Below are 17,628 nucleotides of genomic sequence, written 5' to 3'. Positions count from 1 at the left end.
CCCCGACTCCCGGAGAGACCCGACCATGGCATCCACCGTTTCCCACCACACCGGCACCAGGATCACCGACGCGGCCTCGACCGAGCGGATCACGGCGGACATCGAACGCCGGCTGCGCGCCGCCGACCGGCTCGTCCTGCCCCTGGAGGACACCCTCGAACTCCTCCATCACCTCCAGCAGTTCGAGCTGGGCCGCTTCCTGCTGCACAACCGCGGCCTGAACGGCTACTGGACGTCGTACATCTTCCGCAACCGACCCAAGGGCCCCGTCACCCCGCTGGAACACTGGCTGCTCAACAACTCCCTGCTGTGCCAGGCCCGCGAGCGCTACCACCGCTTCAGGGAACTGATCGCCGAGCACGTCACCGACGGCGCCACCCTCGCGTCCGTCCCGTGCGGCGTCATGGACGACCTGCTCGAACAGGACTACCGGAACGTGACCGGCACCCGGCTGGTGGGCGTCGACCTCGACACCGAGTCCCTGCGCTACGCCGAGGAGAACGCCCAGCGTCACGGGCTCGCCGAGCACACCTCCTTCCGCCACGAGGACGCCTGGAACCTCGGCGCGGAGGCGGAGTTCGACCTCGTGGTCAGCAACGGACTGAACATGTACGAGTCCGATCCGGCGCGGCTGACGGACCTGTACCGCTCCTTCCACAGGGCGCTGCGGCCCGGCGGCCGGCTGCTGATCAGCTTCCTGACCCCGCCGCCCCCACCGCCGTGGGAGGCCCCGGAGCACGCCGCCGCCTGGGCGAAGTACCGGATCGGCGAGGACGATCTGCGCCGCGAGCTGTCCATCATGGGCGACATCGTCCAGGCGACCTACCTCAACTTCGCGAGCGAGAGCGACGTGCGCTCCCAGCTGGAGGCGGCCGGCCTCACCGTCCAGGCGGTCCGCTACAACGCCGGCGGCGTCCTGCCCATCGCCATCGCGGTCAAGCAGTGACCGCCGGGAGAGGAGCCGGGGCCGGGGTCACCCCAGGACCCCGGCTCCCCTCCCGCGCCGCCGCACCCTCTCACCGAACCACTCCCCGGAGCCCTGCTTCCCGTGATCACCGCCACCGACCTCGAACTGCGCGTCGGCGCCCGCGTCCTGCTCCAGCCGTCGTCCTTCCGCATCGCCAAGGGCGACCGCATCGGCCTCATCGGCCGCAACGGCGCGGGCAAGACCACCCTCACCAAGTGCCTGGCCGGCGAAGGCCCTTCGGCCGGCGGCACCGTCACCCGCTCCGGGGCGGTCGGCTATCTGCCGCAGGACCCGCGCACCGGGGACCCGGACGTCCTGGCGCTGGACCGGATCCTGTCCGCACGCGCACTGGACACGGTGATGCGGGCCATGCGCGACTGCCAGCACCGCCTCGCGGACGGACCCGACACCGCCCGGCAGAAGGCACTGCGCACCTACGAGCGGCTGGAGAGCGAGTTCCTCGCCAAGGGCGGCTACGCCGCCGAGGCCGAGGCCGCCACCATCGCCGCCAGCCTCGGCCTGCCCGACCGGATCCTGGACCAGCCGCTGCGCACCCTGTCCGGCGGCCAGCGCAGGCGCGTGGAACTGGCCCGCATCCTGTTCTCCGACGCCGACGTGCTGCTGCTGGACGAGCCCACCAACCACCTCGACGCCGACTCCATCCTGTGGCTGCGCGACTTCCTCAAGCGCTACCAGGGCGGGTTCGTCGTCATCTCCCACGACGTCGACCTGATCGAGACGACGGTCAACAAGGTGTTCCGCCTGGACGCGAACCGCTGCGCCCTGGACATCTACAACATGGGCTGGAAGCGGTACCAGGCCCAGAGCAGCGCCGACGAGCGCCGCCGGCGGCGGGAACGCAGCAACGCCGAGCGAAAGGCCGCCGCCCTCACCTATCAGGCCAACCGGCTGCGCGCGGGGACCAAAGCGGTCGCCGCGCAGAACATGGCCCGGCGCGCGGAACGACTGCTGGCGGGCCTGGAGGAGGAGCGGCGTGCCGACAAGGTGGCCAGGCTCCGCTTCCCCGAACCGGCACCCTGCGGCAAGACGCCACTGACGGCCGAGGGCCTGTCGAAGGCGTACGGCTCACTGGAGGTCTTCGCCGGCGTCGACCTGGCCATCGACAAGGGCTCCCGCGTGGTGATCCTCGGCCTCAACGGCGCCGGGAAAACCACCCTGCTGCGGCTCCTGGCCGGCGTGGAGAAACCCGACACCGGCCAAGTGGTCGCGGGCCACGGCCTGAAGATCGGCTACTACGCGCAGGAGCACGAGACTCTGGACTCCGGCCGCACGGTGCTGGAGAACATGCGCGCGTCTGCACCCGGCCTGGACCTGGGGGAACTCCGCAAGGTCCTCGGGTCGTTCCTGTTCTCCGGCGACGACGTCGACAAGCCGGCGGGTGTGCTGTCCGGAGGCGAGAAGACCCGACTGGCGCTGGCCACCCTGGTCGTCTCCTCGGCCAATGTGCTGCTGCTGGACGAGCCGACCAACAACCTCGACCCGGCCAGCCGTGAAGAGATCCTCGGCGCGCTGCGCACCTACCAGGGCTCCGTCGTCCTCGTCACACACGACGAGGGCGCCGTCGAGGCACTCCAGCCGGAGCGCATCATCCTGCTGCCCGACGGGGTGGAGGACATGTGGAACGATACGTACGCCGATCTAGTGGCACTGGCCTGACAGTCCGTAGCCCCTATACGTGACACTGCGAGGCGGCAAAAACGCACCTGCCGCGACAGGGCCAGTCACGCAGAGTCCCGACCGCGGCGTCGAGGATGCCGCGGTCAGCCGCCGAGCGACCTACGGCACCGCGGTGGTGCCGTAGGTCGGCCGACGGTGTTTGAAGGCTCGGTGGTGTGCGCGGCCGTCACCCCACTGCGTGAGGGCATCACCACTCTCAGTATCCCCACCGCCGCCGATGACGACACCCTGACCAACGCGTTCCAGTTCCACGTCACCGACGGCGACCGGGCCGCTGCCAGGCCGTCCGCTTGCCGGAGTCTGCACCTGCTGGCGCCGGATGAGGGCGAGGCGGGAGACGCCCTGATCGTGGGGATGGGCCGCACCGTCGCGCTCTTTGACCTTGGGACGGCCGTAGTCGTGGTCGTGGGCGGGGCATCCTCGTCGTACGCGTGCTGCGCAGGCGGCGGCCGACGGCGAGAAGGAGGGCCATTGCGTGATCTGGGCTCGGCACGACCCGGCGGCGCTCACCGGGCACGAGCCGAGCCCGGCCTGAAGCAGTCCGTTCGTCGGGCAGCCACGGACGAGGAGCGCGGCGAGTTTGTGGACCCGCGCGACGGATCCATCACGCTGGCCGACTACATCGCGATGCACTGGGCGCCGGGGAGAGGCGGTGCTCCGAAGACCCGGCAGAACCAGGAGCGGCGAGCGCGACTGCACATCATTCCGCACCTGGGCCAACTCCCCCTCAGGAACATCACGGCGGCGGATCTGCGCGCGTACATAGCCAAGTTGGAGTCAACCGTCTCCTCGGTCGACTACCAGCGCGGCATCCTGTCCGAGCTCTCCTCCATTCTTGAGGCGGCCGTCGATGACAAGCGGCTTGCCGGGAACCCTATGCACGCGAAGTCCGTGCGGTGGCCCAAGGCGCCACAGGAGCGCCGCGAGGCTTGGCTGTTGGCGACGGCGCTGCGAGTCCGCGACGTCATCAACCCGCGCAACCGGATAACCGTCGTCCTCGGTCTGGGGTGCGGGCTCCGTCAGGGCGAGGTGTTCGGTCTGAGCCCGGAGGACATCGACTTCGCTAAAGGCGCACTTCATGTCCGCCGCCAAGTCCAGGCGATCAAAGGGAGGCTGCACTTCACCCTGCCCAAGGGGAAGAAGACCCGTGTCGTCGACATGCCCTCCTCAGTCGCCGAGGAGTTGAAGCGCCACGTCGAGACATTCCCGCCGGTGGAAGTGGAGCTCCCATGGGGGAAGCCGGAGGGGCCGGGGAGGAAGTTCTCGCTGCTCGTCACCACACGATTCGGCAACGCCGTCGCGGTGAATACGTGGAACACCTACACCTGGAAGCCCGCGTTGGCCGAGGCCGGCATCATCCCGCCGCGCGCCAAGGGAGCGAAACCCTGGCAGTGGGCGGCGGCCCCCAAGGACGGCTTCCACGTGCTGCGGCACACCTATGCCTCGCTGATGCTGGAGGCCGGAGAGTCCGTCGTGACCTTGGCGCGGTGGCTCGGGCACTCTTCGCCCGCGATCACCCTTGGTTACTATGCTCACTTCATGCCGGAGGCAGGAAGCAAGGGGCGAACCGCCATCGACGGACTGCTCGGGATGCGGGGAGAGGTGCATGCCAGTCGAAACTCCCCAGATTCTCCCCAGGGCCGTTGACGGGTCATTCCCGCTGTGGCGCTCCTCCGGCGGTGGTCGTGGATTGCAAGGTTGAAGAGATGGGTGGCCTGGGGAAATGCTGAAAGAGGTCACCGCGACCCGCTACATCACGCCCCTGCGTGAGGGCGGGTCGCTGCCGGGGCTCGTCGAGGCCGACGACCACGGGACGTACGTCATGAAATTCACCGGCGCCGGGCAGGGCCGCAAGACGCTGGTCGCGGAGGTCGTCTGCGGGGAACTCGCCCGCCGGCTCGGCTTCCGGATGCCCCGGCTGGTGACGATCGACCTCGACCCGGTGCTGGGGCTCGGCGAACCCGACCAGCAGGTGCAGGAGCTGCTGAAGTCCAGCGGCGGCACCAACCTCGGCATGGACTTCCTGTCCGGCGCGCTCGGCTTCGACCCCCTCGCCTTCGCGGTGAGCCCCGAGGAAGCCGGGCGGATCGTCTGGTTCGACGCCCTGGTGAACAACGTCGACCGCTCCTGGCGCAACCCCAACCTGCTGATGTGGCGGGGCGAGGTGTGGCTCATCGACCACGGCGCCACCATGATCTGGCACCACAACTGGCCCGGCGCCGAGACCTCCGCCGCCCGGCCGTACGACGCCTCGGACCACGCCCTCGAGCCCTTCGCGCCGGATGTCGCCCGGGCCGCCGCCGAACTGGCGCCGCTGGTCACCGAGGAACTCCTCGCCGAGGTCACCTCCGAGATCCCGGACGCCTGGCTGGCCGACGAGCCCGGCTTCGACACGCCGGACGCCCTCCGGCAGGCCTACGCGCGGCCCCTGCTGGCCCGGGCCAGCGTCATCCACGACCGCATCGAGGGGGCCAAGTGAGCGAGCGCCACATCATCAAGCCGGGGCAGGGCAGCGGCCGGGACGTCTTCGAGTACGCCCTCCTGCGCGTCGTACCCCGCGTCGAGCGCGGCGAGTGTGTCAACGCGGGCGTGCTGGTGTACTGCCGCGCCCAGGCCTACGTCGGCGCGCGTACCCACCTCGACGAGGCGCGGCTGCTGGCGCTCGACCCGGCCGTGGACGTGGCCGGTGTGCGCGCCGCGCTCCGCGCCGTCGAAGGGGTCTGCGCCGGCGGGGAGGCGGCGGGGCAGGCCGCGCGCGACGACGCGGGGCGGCGTTTCCGCTGGCTCATCGCGCCTCGTTCGACGGTCGTCCAGCCGGGGCCCGTGCACACGGGACTGACCACCGATCCGGCCGCGGAGGCGGACCGGTTGCTGGACCTCCTGGTCAGGTAATCGATCACACGCACCCGGTTGCCGTTGACACCGCGTGCCAGGGCTTCTAGCGTCACCTCTGCTGAAGGTACTAAGCGGTCGCTCACCATAGGGGCGTACCCTTTCAAAGGGCTTTCCAAGGGCTTTCTCAAGGGCGAGGAGAACAGCAATGTCCAGCACTGAGCAGCGGGTCGCCGTGGTCACCGGAGGGGCGCGCGGCATCGGCGCCGCCACCGCCGTACGACTGGCCGCCGAGGGCCGCGCGGTCGCCGTGATCGACCTCGACGAGGCCGCCTGCAAGGACACCGTGGAGAAGATCACCGCGGCGGGCGGCAAGGCCCTCGCGGTCGGCTGCGACGTGTCCGACGAGGCACAGGTCGAGGCGGCCGTGGCGCGCATCGCCCAGGAGCTCGGCGCGCCGACCATCCTGGTCAACAACGCGGGCGTGCTGCGCGACAACCTGCTGTTCAAGATGAGCGTCTCCGAGTGGGACACGGTCATGAACGTGCACCTGCGCGGCGCCTTCCTGATGTCGAAGGCCTGCCAGAAGCACATGGTCGACGCGGGCTTCGGCCGGATCGTCAACCTCTCCTCGTCCTCCGCGCTCGGCAACCGCGGCCAGGTCAACTACTCCGCCGCCAAGGCCGGACTGCAGGGCTTCACCAAGACCCTCGCCAAGGAACTCGGCAAGTTCGGCATCACGGCCAACGCCGTCGCCCCCGGCTTCATCGCCACCGAGATGACCAAGGCCACCGCCGACCGCGTCGGCATGGGCTTCGAGGACTTCAAGGCCGCGGCCGCCACCCAGATCCCGGTGCAGCGCGTCGGCGAGCCGGACGACATCGCCAACGCGATCGCCTTCTTCACGGGCGAGGCCGCCGGGTTCGTCTCCGGTCAGGTCCTGTACGTCGCCGGCGGACCGCTCGACTAGTGCCGCGGCAGGCAACGTTTGCCCCGTCGCGACGCCCGGCACGCACTCTCGCCGCACCGGGCACAGACCCAAGTACATCCAGTACGAGGGCCTGCGCCCGGCACGCCGAGAGCACGCACCGGACGCCGCTCCTTGACGGGCAAACGTTGCCTGCCGCGGCACTAGCGGAACCAGCGGAACCAGGGAAACCAGGGGATAACGACATGACTTCGGTGGAACTCTCCGGCAAGGTCGCGCTCGTCACGGGCGCCAGCCGAGGCATCGGCTACGGCGTCGCCGAGGCGCTCATCGCGCGCGGTGACCGCGTGTGCATCACCGGCCGCAATGAGGAGGCCCTCAAGGAGGCCGTCGAGAAGCTCGGCGCCGACCGCGTCATCGGCGTCGCCGGCAAGGCCCACGACGAGGCCCACCAGGCCGTCGCCGTCGAGCGGACCATGGCGGCCTTCGGGCGCGTCGACTTCCTGGTCAACAACGCCGGGACCAACCCGGTGTTCGGGCCGATCGCCGACCTCGACCTGGACGTGGCGCGCAAGGTCTTCGAGACCAACGTCGTCTCGGCGCTCGGCTTCGCGCAGAAGACCTGGCACGCCTGGCAGAAGGACAACGGCGGCGCGATCGTCAACATCGCCTCCGTCGCGGGCGTCTCCGCCTCGCCCTTCATCGGCGCGTACGGCATCAGCAAGGCCGCGATGATCAACCTGACCCTCCAGCTGGCGCACGAGTACGCGCCCAAGGTGCGGGTCAACGCGATCGCCCCGGCCGTGGTGAAGACCCAGTTCGCGAAAGCCCTGTACGAGGGCCGGGAGGAGGAGGCCTCCGCGGCCTACCCGCTGGGCCGGCTCGGTGTGCCCTCCGACATCGGCGGCGCCGCCGCGTTCCTCACCTCGTCACAGTCCGACTGGATCACCGGCCAGACGCTCGTCGTGGACGGCGGGATCTTCCTCAACGCCGGCGTGGGCTGACCTTCGCGAAACTCGGCACGGGCGCTCGTTGACGAAAACAGGGCCCGTGTCGAAGTGCAGGAGACGTCACAGGCCCGTGGAGGTTCAGCGGGCGGAGCGCTGCGGTATGGTCTGCCGACCCTTGGTACGGCATTTCGAGGAGCAAGCGCGTGTTCATGCGGAACCGATACCTGCCGCCGCTCGCGGCCCTCGCGTCCATATCCATGGTGGCCGGATGTGGTGTGTTCTCCTCGGATGCCTCCGGAGACGAGGCGCCGATCGTCGTGGGGACCACCAGTGCCCCGGCCACCTTGGATCCCGCGGCTTCCTGGGACAGCTCCTGGGAGCTGTTCCGCAATGTGTACCAAACCCTCCTGAACTACAGCCCCGGTGCGACCGAGCCCGAGCCCGACGCCGCCGAGCGCTGTGGTTTCACGGACGATTCGAGCACCGCGTACAGCTGCACGCTGCGCAAGGACCTGAAGTTCTCCGACGGGCACACGCTGGACGCCACGGCCGTCAAACACTCGATCGACCGGATCAAGAAGATCAACGTCAATGGCGGTCCCGCGGGTCTGCTGGGGACTCTGTCGCGGGTGCAGGTGAAGGGCGACCGTGAGGTCGTCTTCCATCTCAACCAGCCTGACGCGACCTTCCCCCTGGTGCTGACCACGCCCGCCATGTCGATCGTGGATCCCGAGGAGTACCCCGCGGACGCGCTCCGCAAGGACGGAAAGGTCAGCGGCTCGGGGCCCTACAGTCTTGCCTCCTACGAGGAGGGCAAGAAGGCCGAGCTCGTCCGCAACGACAACTACAACGGCATAGCGGACCGCAAGAACAGCGCCGTCACCATCCGCTACTTCCAGCAGTCGGACGAGATGGTCAAGGCCCTCAAGGACAAGCAGATCGCTGTCATCTACCGCGGTCTCGGCGCCTCGGACACCGTGGACATCGAGGCCAACCAGAAGGCGGAGGGGCTCCAGCTCGTCGAGAACCCCACCACCGAGATCAGTTACCTGGTCTTCAACCCCAGCGACCCGTGGGCCGCGAAGCCCGCGGTCCGCAAGGCGGTCGCCCAGGTCGTCGACCGCCCGGCGCTCGCGCACAACATCTACAAGGACACCGTCGAGCCGCTGTACTCCATGATCCCCAGGGGTCTGGTGGGCCACACCACGGGCTTCTTCGACGAATTCGGTGCCCCCAGTGTGTCGAAGGCCAAGCGGATCCTCACGGAAGCGGGCATCACCGATCGGGTCCCGCTGAAGCTCTGGTACACGAGCGACCGCTACGGCTCGACGACCAAGCCCGCCTTCGAGGAGCTGAAGCGGCAGCTCGAGGCCTCCGGCTTGTTCACGGTCACCCTCAAGAGCCGCCCCTGGAAGAGCTACGTGGAGGGATACCAGAAGGGCGAGTACCCGGTGTTCGGGCGTGGTTGGTTCCCCGACTTCAACGACGCCGACAACTTCATCGCGCCCTTCGTGGGCGAGCAGAACGCGCTCGGTACCCCGTACGACGCACCCGAGATCACCGGCAAGCTGTTGCCGGAGTCGCGCGCGGAGAGCGACCGCGGGGCCGTGGCCAAGCAGATCGAGGAGGCCCAGCAGATCTTCGTGGACGACGCGCGGTTGCTGCCTCTGTGGCAGGGCAAGCAGTACGTGGCCGCGAACGAGGAGATCGCGGGTCTGGAGAAGGTCATCGACCCGGCGACGATGATGGTCATGTGGGAGCTGTACCGGAAGGCCAGCTGGTAGGGGCCGGTAGTGCGGTCCGCGGGGCCGGCTGTCAGTGCTCGGCTGTAGGTTCTGTGGCCTGGACGTGAGCGCACGTCCCAGTGACCGCACACCGTAAGGAAGTCGACGTGACCGACATCGCCATGCTGCCCGAGTCCTGGCGCGGGGTCCTGGGCAACGAGCTCCAGCAGCCCTACTTCAAGGAGCTGACGGAGTTCGTCGAGGAGGAGCGGGCGAAGGGTCCCGTCTACCCTCCGCGCGAGGAGGTCTTCGCCGCGCTGGACGCCACGCCGTACGAGCGGGTGAAGGTCCTCGTCCTCGGCCAGGACCCGTACCACGGCGAGGGCCAGGGCCACGGCCTGTGCTTCTCGGTCCGTCCCGGGGTGAAGACGCCGCCGTCGCTGCGCAACATCTACAAGGAGATGCAGGAGGAGCTCGGCCTGCCCGTCCCGGACAACGGCTATCTGATGCCCTGGGCACGACAGGGCGTCCTGCTGCTCAACGCGGTGCTCACGGTCCGGGCCGGCGAGGCCAACTCGCACAAGGGCCGCGGCTGGGAGAAGTTCACCGACGCGGTGATCCGCGCGGTGGCCGACCGGCCCGACCCGGCGGTCTTCGTGCTGTGGGGCAACTACGCGCAGAAGAAGCTCCCGCTGATCGACGAGACGCGGCACGTGGTCGTCAAGGGCGCTCACCCCTCCCCGCTGTCGGCGAAGAAGTTCTTCGGCTCGCGTCCGTTCACGCAGATCAACCAGGCGGTCGCGCGGCAGGGCCACGAGCCGATCGACTGGCGCATCCCGAACCTCGGCTGACGGCCGCTGCCGGGCCGGTTCCCCGTCGAACCGGCCCGGTGCCGCCTGACCGGAATTGTCCGCCGGTGGCATTAGCGTCGGCAGGGACAGCCGACGAGCGCGCGGAGGACCGGGTGGCCGAACGACAGGAGCAGACGGCCGCGGACGCCGTGATGACGCGGATCGGGCAGGTCGTCATCCTGCACCACGCGGGGGACCGCGAGGAGGCCCGGCACCGTTTCCTCGACCTGTGGGCGGAGATCGGCGAGTACGGCGACCCGCTGCACCGCTGCACCCTCGCGCACTACCTGGCCGACACCCAGGACGATCCCTGGGACGAACTCGCCTGGGACCTCCGGGCACTGGCGGCCGCCGAGGAACTGACGGGGGACCGGCTCGCCGAGCACGAGGGGACGCTCGCGGTGCGGGCGCTGTATCCCTCCCTGCACCTGAATCTGGCCGCCGACTATGTGAAGCTCGGCCGCGCGGAGACCGCCCGCACGCATCTGCGCCGGGCGCGGGGAGCGGCCGATGAGCTCGGCGACGACCGGTACGGGGACGGGGTGCGGGCGGCGATCAGCCGGTTGGAGCTGCGGCTGGGCGAGGGGGACTCCTCCGGTGGGGGAGCCTGGGGGCCGCCGCGACAGCGACCCTGAGCGGTCACCTCCGTCGCCTCAACGCCCGTACGCCTGCCGGCAGATCATCGCCTCCGGACTGTCCGCGCGCCAGCCGCCGTACCGCTTGCCGAGGGCGCAGACGTCCTGCTGGTTCCCCGGGACCGTCTTGGGCACGTCGGGGACCTCGATGCGCGGCTGCGGGGGCCGCCGGGCCTCGGGCCGCCGGGGGTCGGGGTGGGCCGGTCGGGGGTGGGAGCGGCCGGGCGGCTGCTTCCGCGCCGGTGCCGCGGCCGAGGGGGCGGCGCTGCGAGGAGCGGGCGCGGCCGGTCGCGGCAGGCGGGACGGGCCGATCATCTCCAGGGCCTCGCGGGCCGGCGCCTGCACGACCTGCGGCTTCGCCCGGTCGTCCGGGCGGGACGGGTCGTCCGGGCGGGGCGCCGGCGGCTGCGACGGTACCGCCGTCGGGCCGGAGGCGGGCGGGCGCTGGACCGTCACACAGCCGGAGAGGGCCGAGACTGCCACGGTGACCAGGAGCGTTGCGGTGGTCGTCGTTCGATGCACGCGCGCAACTCTGCTGGGTCGGGCGGCCTTTGGACAGCGGACAAGCGGAGGATGCCCCACACGGGTGATCCCCGGCCCCGTACGGCGGCGCCGGGGTCTCGCGGCTGACGTCAGTCGCCCGTGGCGCCGTCGATGCGCTCGCGGAGCAGGTCGGCGTGGCCGTTGTGGCGCGCGTACTCCTCGATCATGTGGGTGTGGATCCAACGCAGGTTGAAGCGCTCGCCGGAGCGTCGGTGCTTGCCCTCGGAGATGTCGTCCAGAGCGAACCGGGCCGCGTTGCGCCGGGCGGCCTCGATCTCCGCCTGCCAGGTGCCGTACGCCTCCTCCCAGGTGTCCGCCTCGGTGAGGTGGAACTCGCCCTCCGGGTCGGCGTCGCTGTAGTAGATGGGTCCCGCGTCGTCGTTCACCAGAACTCTGCGGAACCAGCTCCTCTCCACCTCCGCCATGTGCCGCACCAGCCCCATCAGGGACAGCTCGGACGGCTCCACCGAGGCGGTCCTGAGCTGGGCGTCGGTCAGGCCCTCGCACTTCCACGCCAGGGTCTGCCGGTGGTACTCCAGCCAGCCCTCCAGCATGGTGCGTTCATCGGCGTTGGTGGCGGGTTCACGGCGTTCGGTGGTCATCCCCGCATCCTGACTCACCTCACCCGAGGCCTCCAGGGGTTTTCGCGTCCTCGGGAGCGCCGTGCGGCGAGCACGCGCGCGTGCTCGCCGTCCCGGCCGCCTCGTCGACCGCCCGGTGGGTGAGCCGCGCATCCCGCGCTCGGCGAGCAGGGCGAGAGCGGTGTCGGCGAGCGAGATCCGCCGCCGTCCAGGAACGGCGACGCCGGACAGCACAACGCTCCGGGCGGGCGCCGGCTCTCGCGATCCAGCGCCGAGGCCGCTGAGTGCTTCGGCGGCCCACTCGCCTGCCACCGAGGCCGGGTCGCCCTCGTCGGCGACGCCGCACGCCCCCGACGCTCGGGCAGGGCGGCAAGCAGGCAAAGGCGATACCGGGCCTCTTCCTGCGAAGCTTCGAGGGCATCGCCGACCGGCGGACGCCGCAGCAGCCTTATGCTTCCGGCGTGGCCCCGGCAGGCAACCGTTAGAGGAGACCCCCGTGAAGGTCGGCTGCATCGGACTCGGTGACATCGCGCAGAAGGCGTATCTGCCGGTGCTGGGCGGCCGTCCGGGCGTCGAGCTGCACCTGCAGACCCGCACGCCCGCCACGCTCACCCGGGTCGCCGACAGCCTCCACCTCCCCGACGGACAACGCCACGCCGACCTCGACTCCCTGCTCGCCCAGGACCTCGACGCCGCCTTCGTGCACGCGCCCACCGTCGTGCACCCCGACATCGTCGGCAGGCTGCTCGAGGCGGGCGTCCCCACATACGTCGACAAGCCGCTCGCCTACGAACTCGCCGACTCCGAGCGGCTGGTGGCGCTGGCCGAGGAGCGGAACGTGAGCCTCGCCGTCGGCTTCAACCGACGGTACGCCCCCGGATACGCGCAGTGTGCCGAGCACCCGCGCGAGCTGATCCTCATGCAGAAGAACCGGATCGGGCTCCCGGAGGAGCCACGCACGATGATCCTCGACGACTTCATCCACGTCGTGGACACCCTGCGCTTCCTCGTGCCCGGCCCCATCGACGACGTGACCGTGCGCGCCCGCACGGAGAACGGCCTGCTGCACCACGTGGTGCTCCAGCTCGCCGGGGACGGCTTCACCGCGCTCGGCGTGATGAACCGGCTGAGCGGATCGGCGGAGGAGATCCTGGAGGTGTCCGGTCAGGACACCAAGCGTCAGGTGGTCAACCTCGCCGAGGTGATCGACCACAAGGGCCAGCCGACCGTGCGGCGGCGCGGTGACTGGGTGCCGGTGGCCCGGCAGCGCGGCATCGAGCAGGCCGTGCTCGCCTTCCTCGACGCCGTGCGCGCGGGCAAGGTGCTCAGCGCCCGGGACGCGCTGGCGACTCACGAACTGTGCGAGCGGGTGGTACACGCGGTGCGGGAGCGGGCCGCCTGACCCGCAGCGACCGTACGCTCTCGGCGGCGGCCCACGCGACGAGGATCATCAGCGCCGCCTTCACGGTCCAGTCGCCGTAGCGGACGTACGGGGTGGTGCCGTGCGCCAGCGGGACGTCGTACACCTGGGCGGTGCTGGCATCGGTGCCGAGCCACGGGCCGACGCGCTGTCCACTGGCGCTGTAGACGGCGGACACGCCCGTCAGTGTCGCGTGCACCATCGGGCGGCCGGTCTCGGCGGCGCGCAGCGCGGCCAGCGAGGCGTGCTGCTCGGGGGCCCAGCTCTGCTGGAAGGTCGAGGTGGCCGACTGGCCGATCAGTACGTCGGCGCCGTCCTCGGTGAGATGGCGGGTCATGTCGGGGAAGGCGGTCTCGAAGCACACCATCGGCCCGACGCGCAGCCCGTTCCCGACGTTCATCACCACCTGCTCGGAGCCTTTCCTGCGGTCCTCGCCCGCTGCCTTGCCGACGGAGGTCGCCCAGCCGAGCAGGGAGCGGGCCGGGATGTACTCGCCGAAGGGCACGAGCCGCATCTTGTCGTAGCGGTCGCCGGTGAGGCCGTCGGGGCCGACCAGGATCGAGCTCTTGTAGATGCCGGGTTTGTCGGAGCGCCGGGCGTCCACGTTGACCAGTATGTCCGCGCCGGTCTCACTGGAGAGCGCGGCGATCCGTCGCGCGAGGTCGGGCCGTCGGCCCAGATCGAAGCCGACGCTGCTCTCACCCCAGACGATCAGATCGACGTCCTGGCCGACGAGCCGCCGGGTCAGCTGCTCCTCGCGCTCGAACCGGGGGTTGCCGCCGGTCACCACGCCCGGCTGGACGACCGCGATCCTGACCCGGCCGTCGGTATCGGGACGTGGCGACCACTCCCAGGCCGCCGAGGTAACGGCCGCCGTGGCGACGAGGCAGGCCACGGCCGGTATCCGGGACTCGCGCACGGCGACGAGAACGGCGACGGCCACGTTGACGGCCACCACCAGGAAGCTGAGCAGCCACACCCCGCCCACCGAAGCCAGCCGCAGCGCCGGTTCCACCTGCCACTGGGTGGACCCGAGCATGCCCCAGGGCCCGCCGAGCCCCTGCCAGGAGCGGACCAGCTCGACGGCGAGCCAGCCCGACGGCAGGACGAGGAGGGCGGCCGCGATCCGGCCGCGGGAGGGCGTTCCGGCGAGGCAGCGGCGCACCATCCAGCCCCACGGGGCCCACAGCGCGCCCAGTAGCGCGGCGATGACGAACGTGAAGACGTGCAGGCTCGGCAGCAGCCAGTGATGCATCGCCAGCATGAAGCCGAACCCGCCGGACCAGCCGTCGTACGCCGCCCGCTTCCAGGTGGGCGCCGAGCGGACGAGCAGGATCCAGGGGACGAGGGCGACATAGGCGCACCACCACAGGGACGGCGCGGGAAAGGCGAGCACGGGCAGTGAGCCCGCCAGCGCGGCGACGGCCGAACGCCGCCACGGGGAGGTGAGCCAGTTGCCGAACGTCTTCATACGGCTCCTCCTACCCCACGGGTGTCTCCAGTGTGCCTACAGCGGATGACCCAGGGACAGGGGGCGTCCGCTCAGTTGATCATAGGATCGGGGTGCCCGTTCGGTTGGCGGCGCCACTTCTCCTGCACGATCACCTCGCGCAGCCGCCAGCCGTCGTACGTGCGCAGCAACCCGAAGACGTACCGGCCGCCGCACACGATGTCGGGGGCGGTCGAGCCGCCGGCGGCCCCGTCTCCGCCTGCCGCGAGGCGCATCGGATTGATGTAGTCGGCCTGCACGCGGGCCGTGTCGCCGGTGTCCTGTTCCAGGGTGCCGAAGCGGAGCCGGCGGTTGACGATCAGATGCTGGCGCATCGCGAACAGCCGCATGCTCTCCGCGAGCCACGCGGCGACCTTCCCGGCGTCGCCCTCGATGCCGCCGGCCGAGCGGTAGTCCGCGCGGCCGTCGGGTGCGAACAGTCCCCGGTACGCCTCCCAGTCGCCGTCGTCCACCGCCACCGCGTAGTCGGTGATCAATCCGTCCACTGCCAGCCGGTCCATCACGGTGGCGAGCTCCATACGCTGCGTCATCGGCTCAGTGTTGGGCATCGGGCGGACACCGCCAAGGGGGACGCGGCGATATTCGGTGGCCGTGACCGGTTGCGAGGGCCGATTCTGTCCGTGTGAACGATCAGTCAGTCCCTGCCGCCGGGCGAGAGCCCAAGTTCCGTGTACGTGCCCGCCATACGGAGTCCACGATCACCGTCTACCAGGCGTACCGGCCCGAGATCGGCCGGGCCGCCGCCCGTGACGGTCGCTTCCCGGCGTCCTGGAAGCGGGAGCGGATGACCTGGATCAAGCCGTCGTTCCTCTGGATGATGTACCGCTGCGGCTGGGGCACGAAGGGGGACCAGGAGACCGTCCTGGCCGTCGAGATCAGCCGGGAGGGCTTCGTCTGGGCGCTGCGCCACGCGTGTCTGTCGCACTTCGTGGCCGACCTGCACGGCGACCGGGCCGCCTGGAGTCGGCAGTTGAAGCAGGCGCCCACGCGCGTGCAGTGGGATCCCGAGCGTGATCTGCGTTTCAGGCCCCTGCCGTACCGGTCGCTGCAGCTGGGTCTCGCGGGGGAGGCGGCGGCGCGGTACGCCGACGAGTGGATCGTGGGCATCGAGGACGTGACGCCGCTCGCCGCGGAGATCCACGGGCTGGTCCGTGCGGGTGAACTGGAGCGGGCCGCCGGGCTGTTGCCCGAGGAGCGGGCGTATCCCGTCGACGAGGCGGTTCTCGCGCGGCTGCGAGCCTAGAGTGATCGGCCATCGGCCATCGGCCCTCCCGCACGCGGCTCGCGGGACAGGGGACACGGGGGCACGGGGGCACGGGGGCACGGGGGCACGGGCACGGGAGCACCACGTGGTGGCGGGGCATGTCCGGGACGACGGCGGCGCCGGGAGGTGGCGGAATGCCGGCGGCCGCTCGGTCACCGGGCGGGACACCGGACGCACGCCACGACGGGCGACCGGACCGTGAGGCTCAGAGCGTGGCCGCCCGCAGCCGTTCGAAGGCGGTCGGCCTGGGTCTGGTGGGCAGGAAGCTCTTGATACGGCGGGCGCACTCGCGCTCCCTGCGGTCCAGTTCCTCGGCGGGAGCAGTGCACGCCGACGAGCACGACGTCCTCCGGCACGAACAGCGACAGGCAGTCCTTCAGCCGCCACTCGGCCGGCGATCGCCCGGTGGAAGCCCCGCCAGGTGCGGTGAAGGACGGTGCCGAACTCGTCCGGCGGAACCGGATGACGGGAGCGCGTCGCGTGGAACGCGTCGACGGGCAGCCGAGGCCCTGGCGGGGCGGCACGCTGTCCAGGTGTTCCACCGGGCGGATCTTACGGGCGGCCAGGCGCCCGGAGCGTCGGCTTCAGGCCGCCTCGATGACGTCTCCGCGGATCGCGGCCGCCCACTCGACCACCAACAGCTCGTACTCAGCGCGCTCCTGGGTCGAGAGGGTGCCGCCCGCACGCAGCCAGAGGGCCCGGATCTGCTCGTTGAGTTCGGCAGCAGACCGCACGGAACCAGGGGTCACGGAATCGGGGGACATGCGCACAAGCCTAGGGCCAAGCACTGACCGTCCGCTACCGGACGGCTACTGATCCTGTATGTGATTGGTCACGGGCACGCGCCCGCGGCGCGCCTACCGGCCCGCCGCAAGCCGTCGTACACCTCGCGAATCGCTGCGTCAGGGCCCCGGGCTGGGCGTCAGCCCGCCGACTCGGCCGCGTGGGGGCTCAGGGCGCCCATGGCGACCAGGGCGATGATGACCACACCGAGCGCTATGCGGTACCACACGAAGGGCATGAAGCTCTTGGTGGAGATGAACTTCATGAACAGCGGCCTTGGGCGGTGGCCCACTCCAGCGGCTTTGTAGGGTCCACGATCCAATGCGCAACGTCGGCTGAGGATGCGCAGTGAATGCGCAAATCCGGGGCTCGGTGCGCAATGGTCGCTGCCTGTAGCCGTCGGTGTTGATCTCTTGTGGTCTTTCGGGGAGAAGCACGCAGGGTGGCCCCGGGCCGTGACCGAAGGCGGCCCGGAATTCCTCATCGAAGCCGAGCGCCTCCTTACCCTCCTTGACGACAAGGTGCACCGTGAGCCCGTCACTTTGCCTCAGAGACGGGAAACAGTGCGCTGAGTCGTGGCAAGCGACGCGCGGTTTCCTCGCCGCGATTCACGTCCCAGCGTTCACCAGCCGGGTCCTTCGGCTCGGGATCCTCGAAGTTCTGGGCACCGATGGCGTCGTTAAAGTCGTCGTGAGTCTTGCCGGTCACGTCCTCGAACGCTTGCCCCGCGACATAGTCCAGTTCCTCCCACTCGGGCCACTCGTGGTCCGTCCAGGACCTCGGGGACCGCCCTGCAAGGCGTTGAACCTCCGGCGCCTCGGCCAGCGCGTCCGGTTCCCGGGCCACCCGCCCGAACATGTCTCGGCCAAGCCCTACCAGCCACAGCCGGAAGTAGAAGAAGCTGTCGTCGGAACACCAGCCCAGGATCCGATCCGCGGCTGC

The 17,628-nt window shown here is 70.3% G+C and carries 18 protein-coding genes and 2 pseudogenes; 12 read left to right on the top strand and 8 right to left on the bottom strand.

The window, feature by feature from the left end; genetic code table 11:
- Positions 1-25 precede the first annotated feature (25 nt).
- From Q4V64_RS08120 to Q4V64_RS08075, 10 genes are all read left to right on the top strand, one after another.
- Complete coding sequence (locus Q4V64_RS08120; RefSeq protein ID WP_124443995.1) at positions 26-946, top strand: class I SAM-dependent methyltransferase; 921 nt, start codon at positions 26-28, stop codon at positions 944-946.
- A gap of 102 nt (positions 947-1,048) precedes the next feature.
- Positions 1,049-2,644, top strand: coding sequence for an ABC-F family ATP-binding cassette domain-containing protein (locus Q4V64_RS08115; RefSeq protein WP_124443996.1), 1,596 nt, complete (start codon positions 1,049-1,051; stop codon positions 2,642-2,644).
- Positions 2,645-2,800: 156 nt separating this feature from the next.
- Positions 2,801-4,312: a site-specific integrase gene (locus tag Q4V64_RS08110; RefSeq protein WP_303709294.1), complete on the top strand. Its 1,512-nt coding sequence runs from the start codon at positions 2,801-2,803 to the stop codon at positions 4,310-4,312.
- 76 nt (positions 4,313-4,388) lie between these two features.
- Complete coding sequence (locus tag Q4V64_RS08105; RefSeq protein WP_124443997.1) at positions 4,389-5,144, top strand: HipA family kinase; 756 nt, start codon at positions 4,389-4,391, stop codon at positions 5,142-5,144.
- Entirely contained in the window at positions 5,141-5,557 is a 417-nt protein-coding gene (locus Q4V64_RS08100) for a DUF3037 domain-containing protein (RefSeq protein WP_124443998.1), read from the top strand. Before Q4V64_RS08105 ends, Q4V64_RS08100 begins: the two co-directional genes overlap by 4 nt.
- Before the next feature lie 148 nt (positions 5,558-5,705).
- Entirely contained in the window at positions 5,706-6,467 is a 762-nt protein-coding gene (gene fabG / locus Q4V64_RS08095) for a 3-oxoacyl-ACP reductase FabG (protein ID WP_124443999.1), read from the top strand.
- A 203-nt stretch (positions 6,468-6,670) separates the two neighbouring features.
- A complete protein-coding gene (locus Q4V64_RS08090; RefSeq protein ID WP_124444000.1) occupies positions 6,671-7,429 on the top strand; it encodes an SDR family oxidoreductase in 759 nt (252 codons plus the stop codon).
- Between the two features lie 149 nt (positions 7,430-7,578).
- The gene (locus Q4V64_RS08085) at positions 7,579-9,159 is read left to right on the top strand and encodes an ABC transporter substrate-binding protein (protein ID WP_124444001.1); all 1,581 of its coding nucleotides are present in this window, start codon (positions 7,579-7,581) and stop codon (positions 9,157-9,159) included.
- Between the two features lie 107 nt (positions 9,160-9,266).
- Complete coding sequence (gene ung, locus Q4V64_RS08080) at positions 9,267-9,950, top strand: uracil-DNA glycosylase (protein WP_124444002.1); 684 nt, start codon at positions 9,267-9,269, stop codon at positions 9,948-9,950.
- 113 nt (positions 9,951-10,063) lie between these two features.
- Complete coding sequence (locus Q4V64_RS08075; RefSeq protein ID WP_124444003.1) at positions 10,064-10,585, top strand: tetratricopeptide repeat protein; 522 nt, start codon at positions 10,064-10,066, stop codon at positions 10,583-10,585.
- 18 nt (positions 10,586-10,603) lie between these two features.
- Here Q4V64_RS08075 and Q4V64_RS08070 read toward each other — a convergent pair whose 3' ends face one another.
- Positions 10,604-11,107, bottom strand: coding sequence for a hypothetical protein (locus Q4V64_RS08070; RefSeq protein ID WP_124444004.1), 504 nt, complete (start codon positions 11,105-11,107; stop codon positions 10,604-10,606).
- Positions 11,108-11,217: 110 nt separating this feature from the next.
- A complete protein-coding gene (locus Q4V64_RS08065; protein ID WP_124444005.1) occupies positions 11,218-11,730 on the bottom strand; it encodes a DinB family protein in 513 nt (170 codons plus the stop codon).
- Between the two features lie 475 nt (positions 11,731-12,205).
- Here Q4V64_RS08065 and Q4V64_RS08060 point away from each other — a divergent pair, with 475 nt between their 5' ends.
- Positions 12,206-13,111 carry a Gfo/Idh/MocA family oxidoreductase gene (locus tag Q4V64_RS08060; protein ID WP_124444006.1) on the top strand — a complete coding sequence of 302 codons (906 nt, stop codon included), beginning with the start codon at positions 12,206-12,208 and terminating at the stop codon, positions 13,109-13,111.
- Here Q4V64_RS08060 and lnt read toward each other — a convergent pair.
- Together lnt and Q4V64_RS08050 are read right to left on the bottom strand one after the other, a co-directional pair.
- On the bottom strand, positions 13,035-14,600 hold the full coding sequence (gene lnt / locus Q4V64_RS08055; protein ID WP_124444007.1) for an apolipoprotein N-acyltransferase: 1,566 nt from the start codon (positions 14,598-14,600) through the stop codon (positions 13,035-13,037). The two genes, Q4V64_RS08060 and lnt, sit on opposite strands and share 77 nt — an antisense overlap.
- A 71-nt stretch (positions 14,601-14,671) precedes the next feature.
- Positions 14,672-15,169 carry a nuclear transport factor 2 family protein gene (locus Q4V64_RS08050; RefSeq protein ID WP_124444008.1) on the bottom strand — a complete coding sequence of 166 codons (498 nt, stop codon included), beginning with the start codon at positions 15,167-15,169 and terminating at the stop codon, positions 14,672-14,674.
- A gap of 92 nt (positions 15,170-15,261) precedes the next feature.
- On the opposite strand from Q4V64_RS08050, the gene Q4V64_RS08045 reads away from it, so the two are divergent.
- Positions 15,262-15,882, top strand: a complete 621-nt coding sequence (locus Q4V64_RS08045; protein WP_124444009.1) for a DUF4291 domain-containing protein — start codon at positions 15,262-15,264, stop codon at positions 15,880-15,882.
- A gap of 226 nt (positions 15,883-16,108) precedes the next feature.
- On the opposite strand, the pseudogene Q4V64_RS54825 reads toward Q4V64_RS08045, so the two are convergent.
- From Q4V64_RS54825 to Q4V64_RS08030, 4 genes and pseudogenes are all read right to left on the bottom strand, one after another.
- Positions 16,109-16,404 (bottom strand): annotated as a pseudogene (locus Q4V64_RS54825) (chloramphenicol phosphotransferase); the annotation flags it as partial.
- 83 nt (positions 16,405-16,487) lie between these two features.
- Positions 16,488-16,667, bottom strand: coding sequence for a hypothetical protein (locus tag Q4V64_RS08040; protein WP_095752478.1), 180 nt, complete (start codon positions 16,665-16,667; stop codon positions 16,488-16,490).
- A gap of 158 nt (positions 16,668-16,825) precedes the next feature.
- A pseudogene (locus tag Q4V64_RS08035) lies at positions 16,826-16,954 on the bottom strand (undecaprenyl-diphosphatase); the annotation flags it as partial.
- Between the two features lie 269 nt (positions 16,955-17,223).
- Positions 17,224-17,613, bottom strand: a complete 390-nt coding sequence (locus Q4V64_RS08030; RefSeq protein ID WP_253267317.1) for a DUF4240 domain-containing protein — start codon at positions 17,611-17,613, stop codon at positions 17,224-17,226.
- Between the last annotated feature and the right edge of the window lie 15 nt (positions 17,614-17,628).

It is taken from the genome of Streptomyces sp. NL15-2K, assembly GCF_030551255.1.
Classification (GTDB): domain Bacteria; phylum Actinomycetota; class Actinomycetes; order Streptomycetales; family Streptomycetaceae; genus Streptomyces.
The sequence above is the reverse complement of the archived record's forward strand: the minus strand, read 5'-3'. Positions and strand labels throughout refer to the sequence as shown.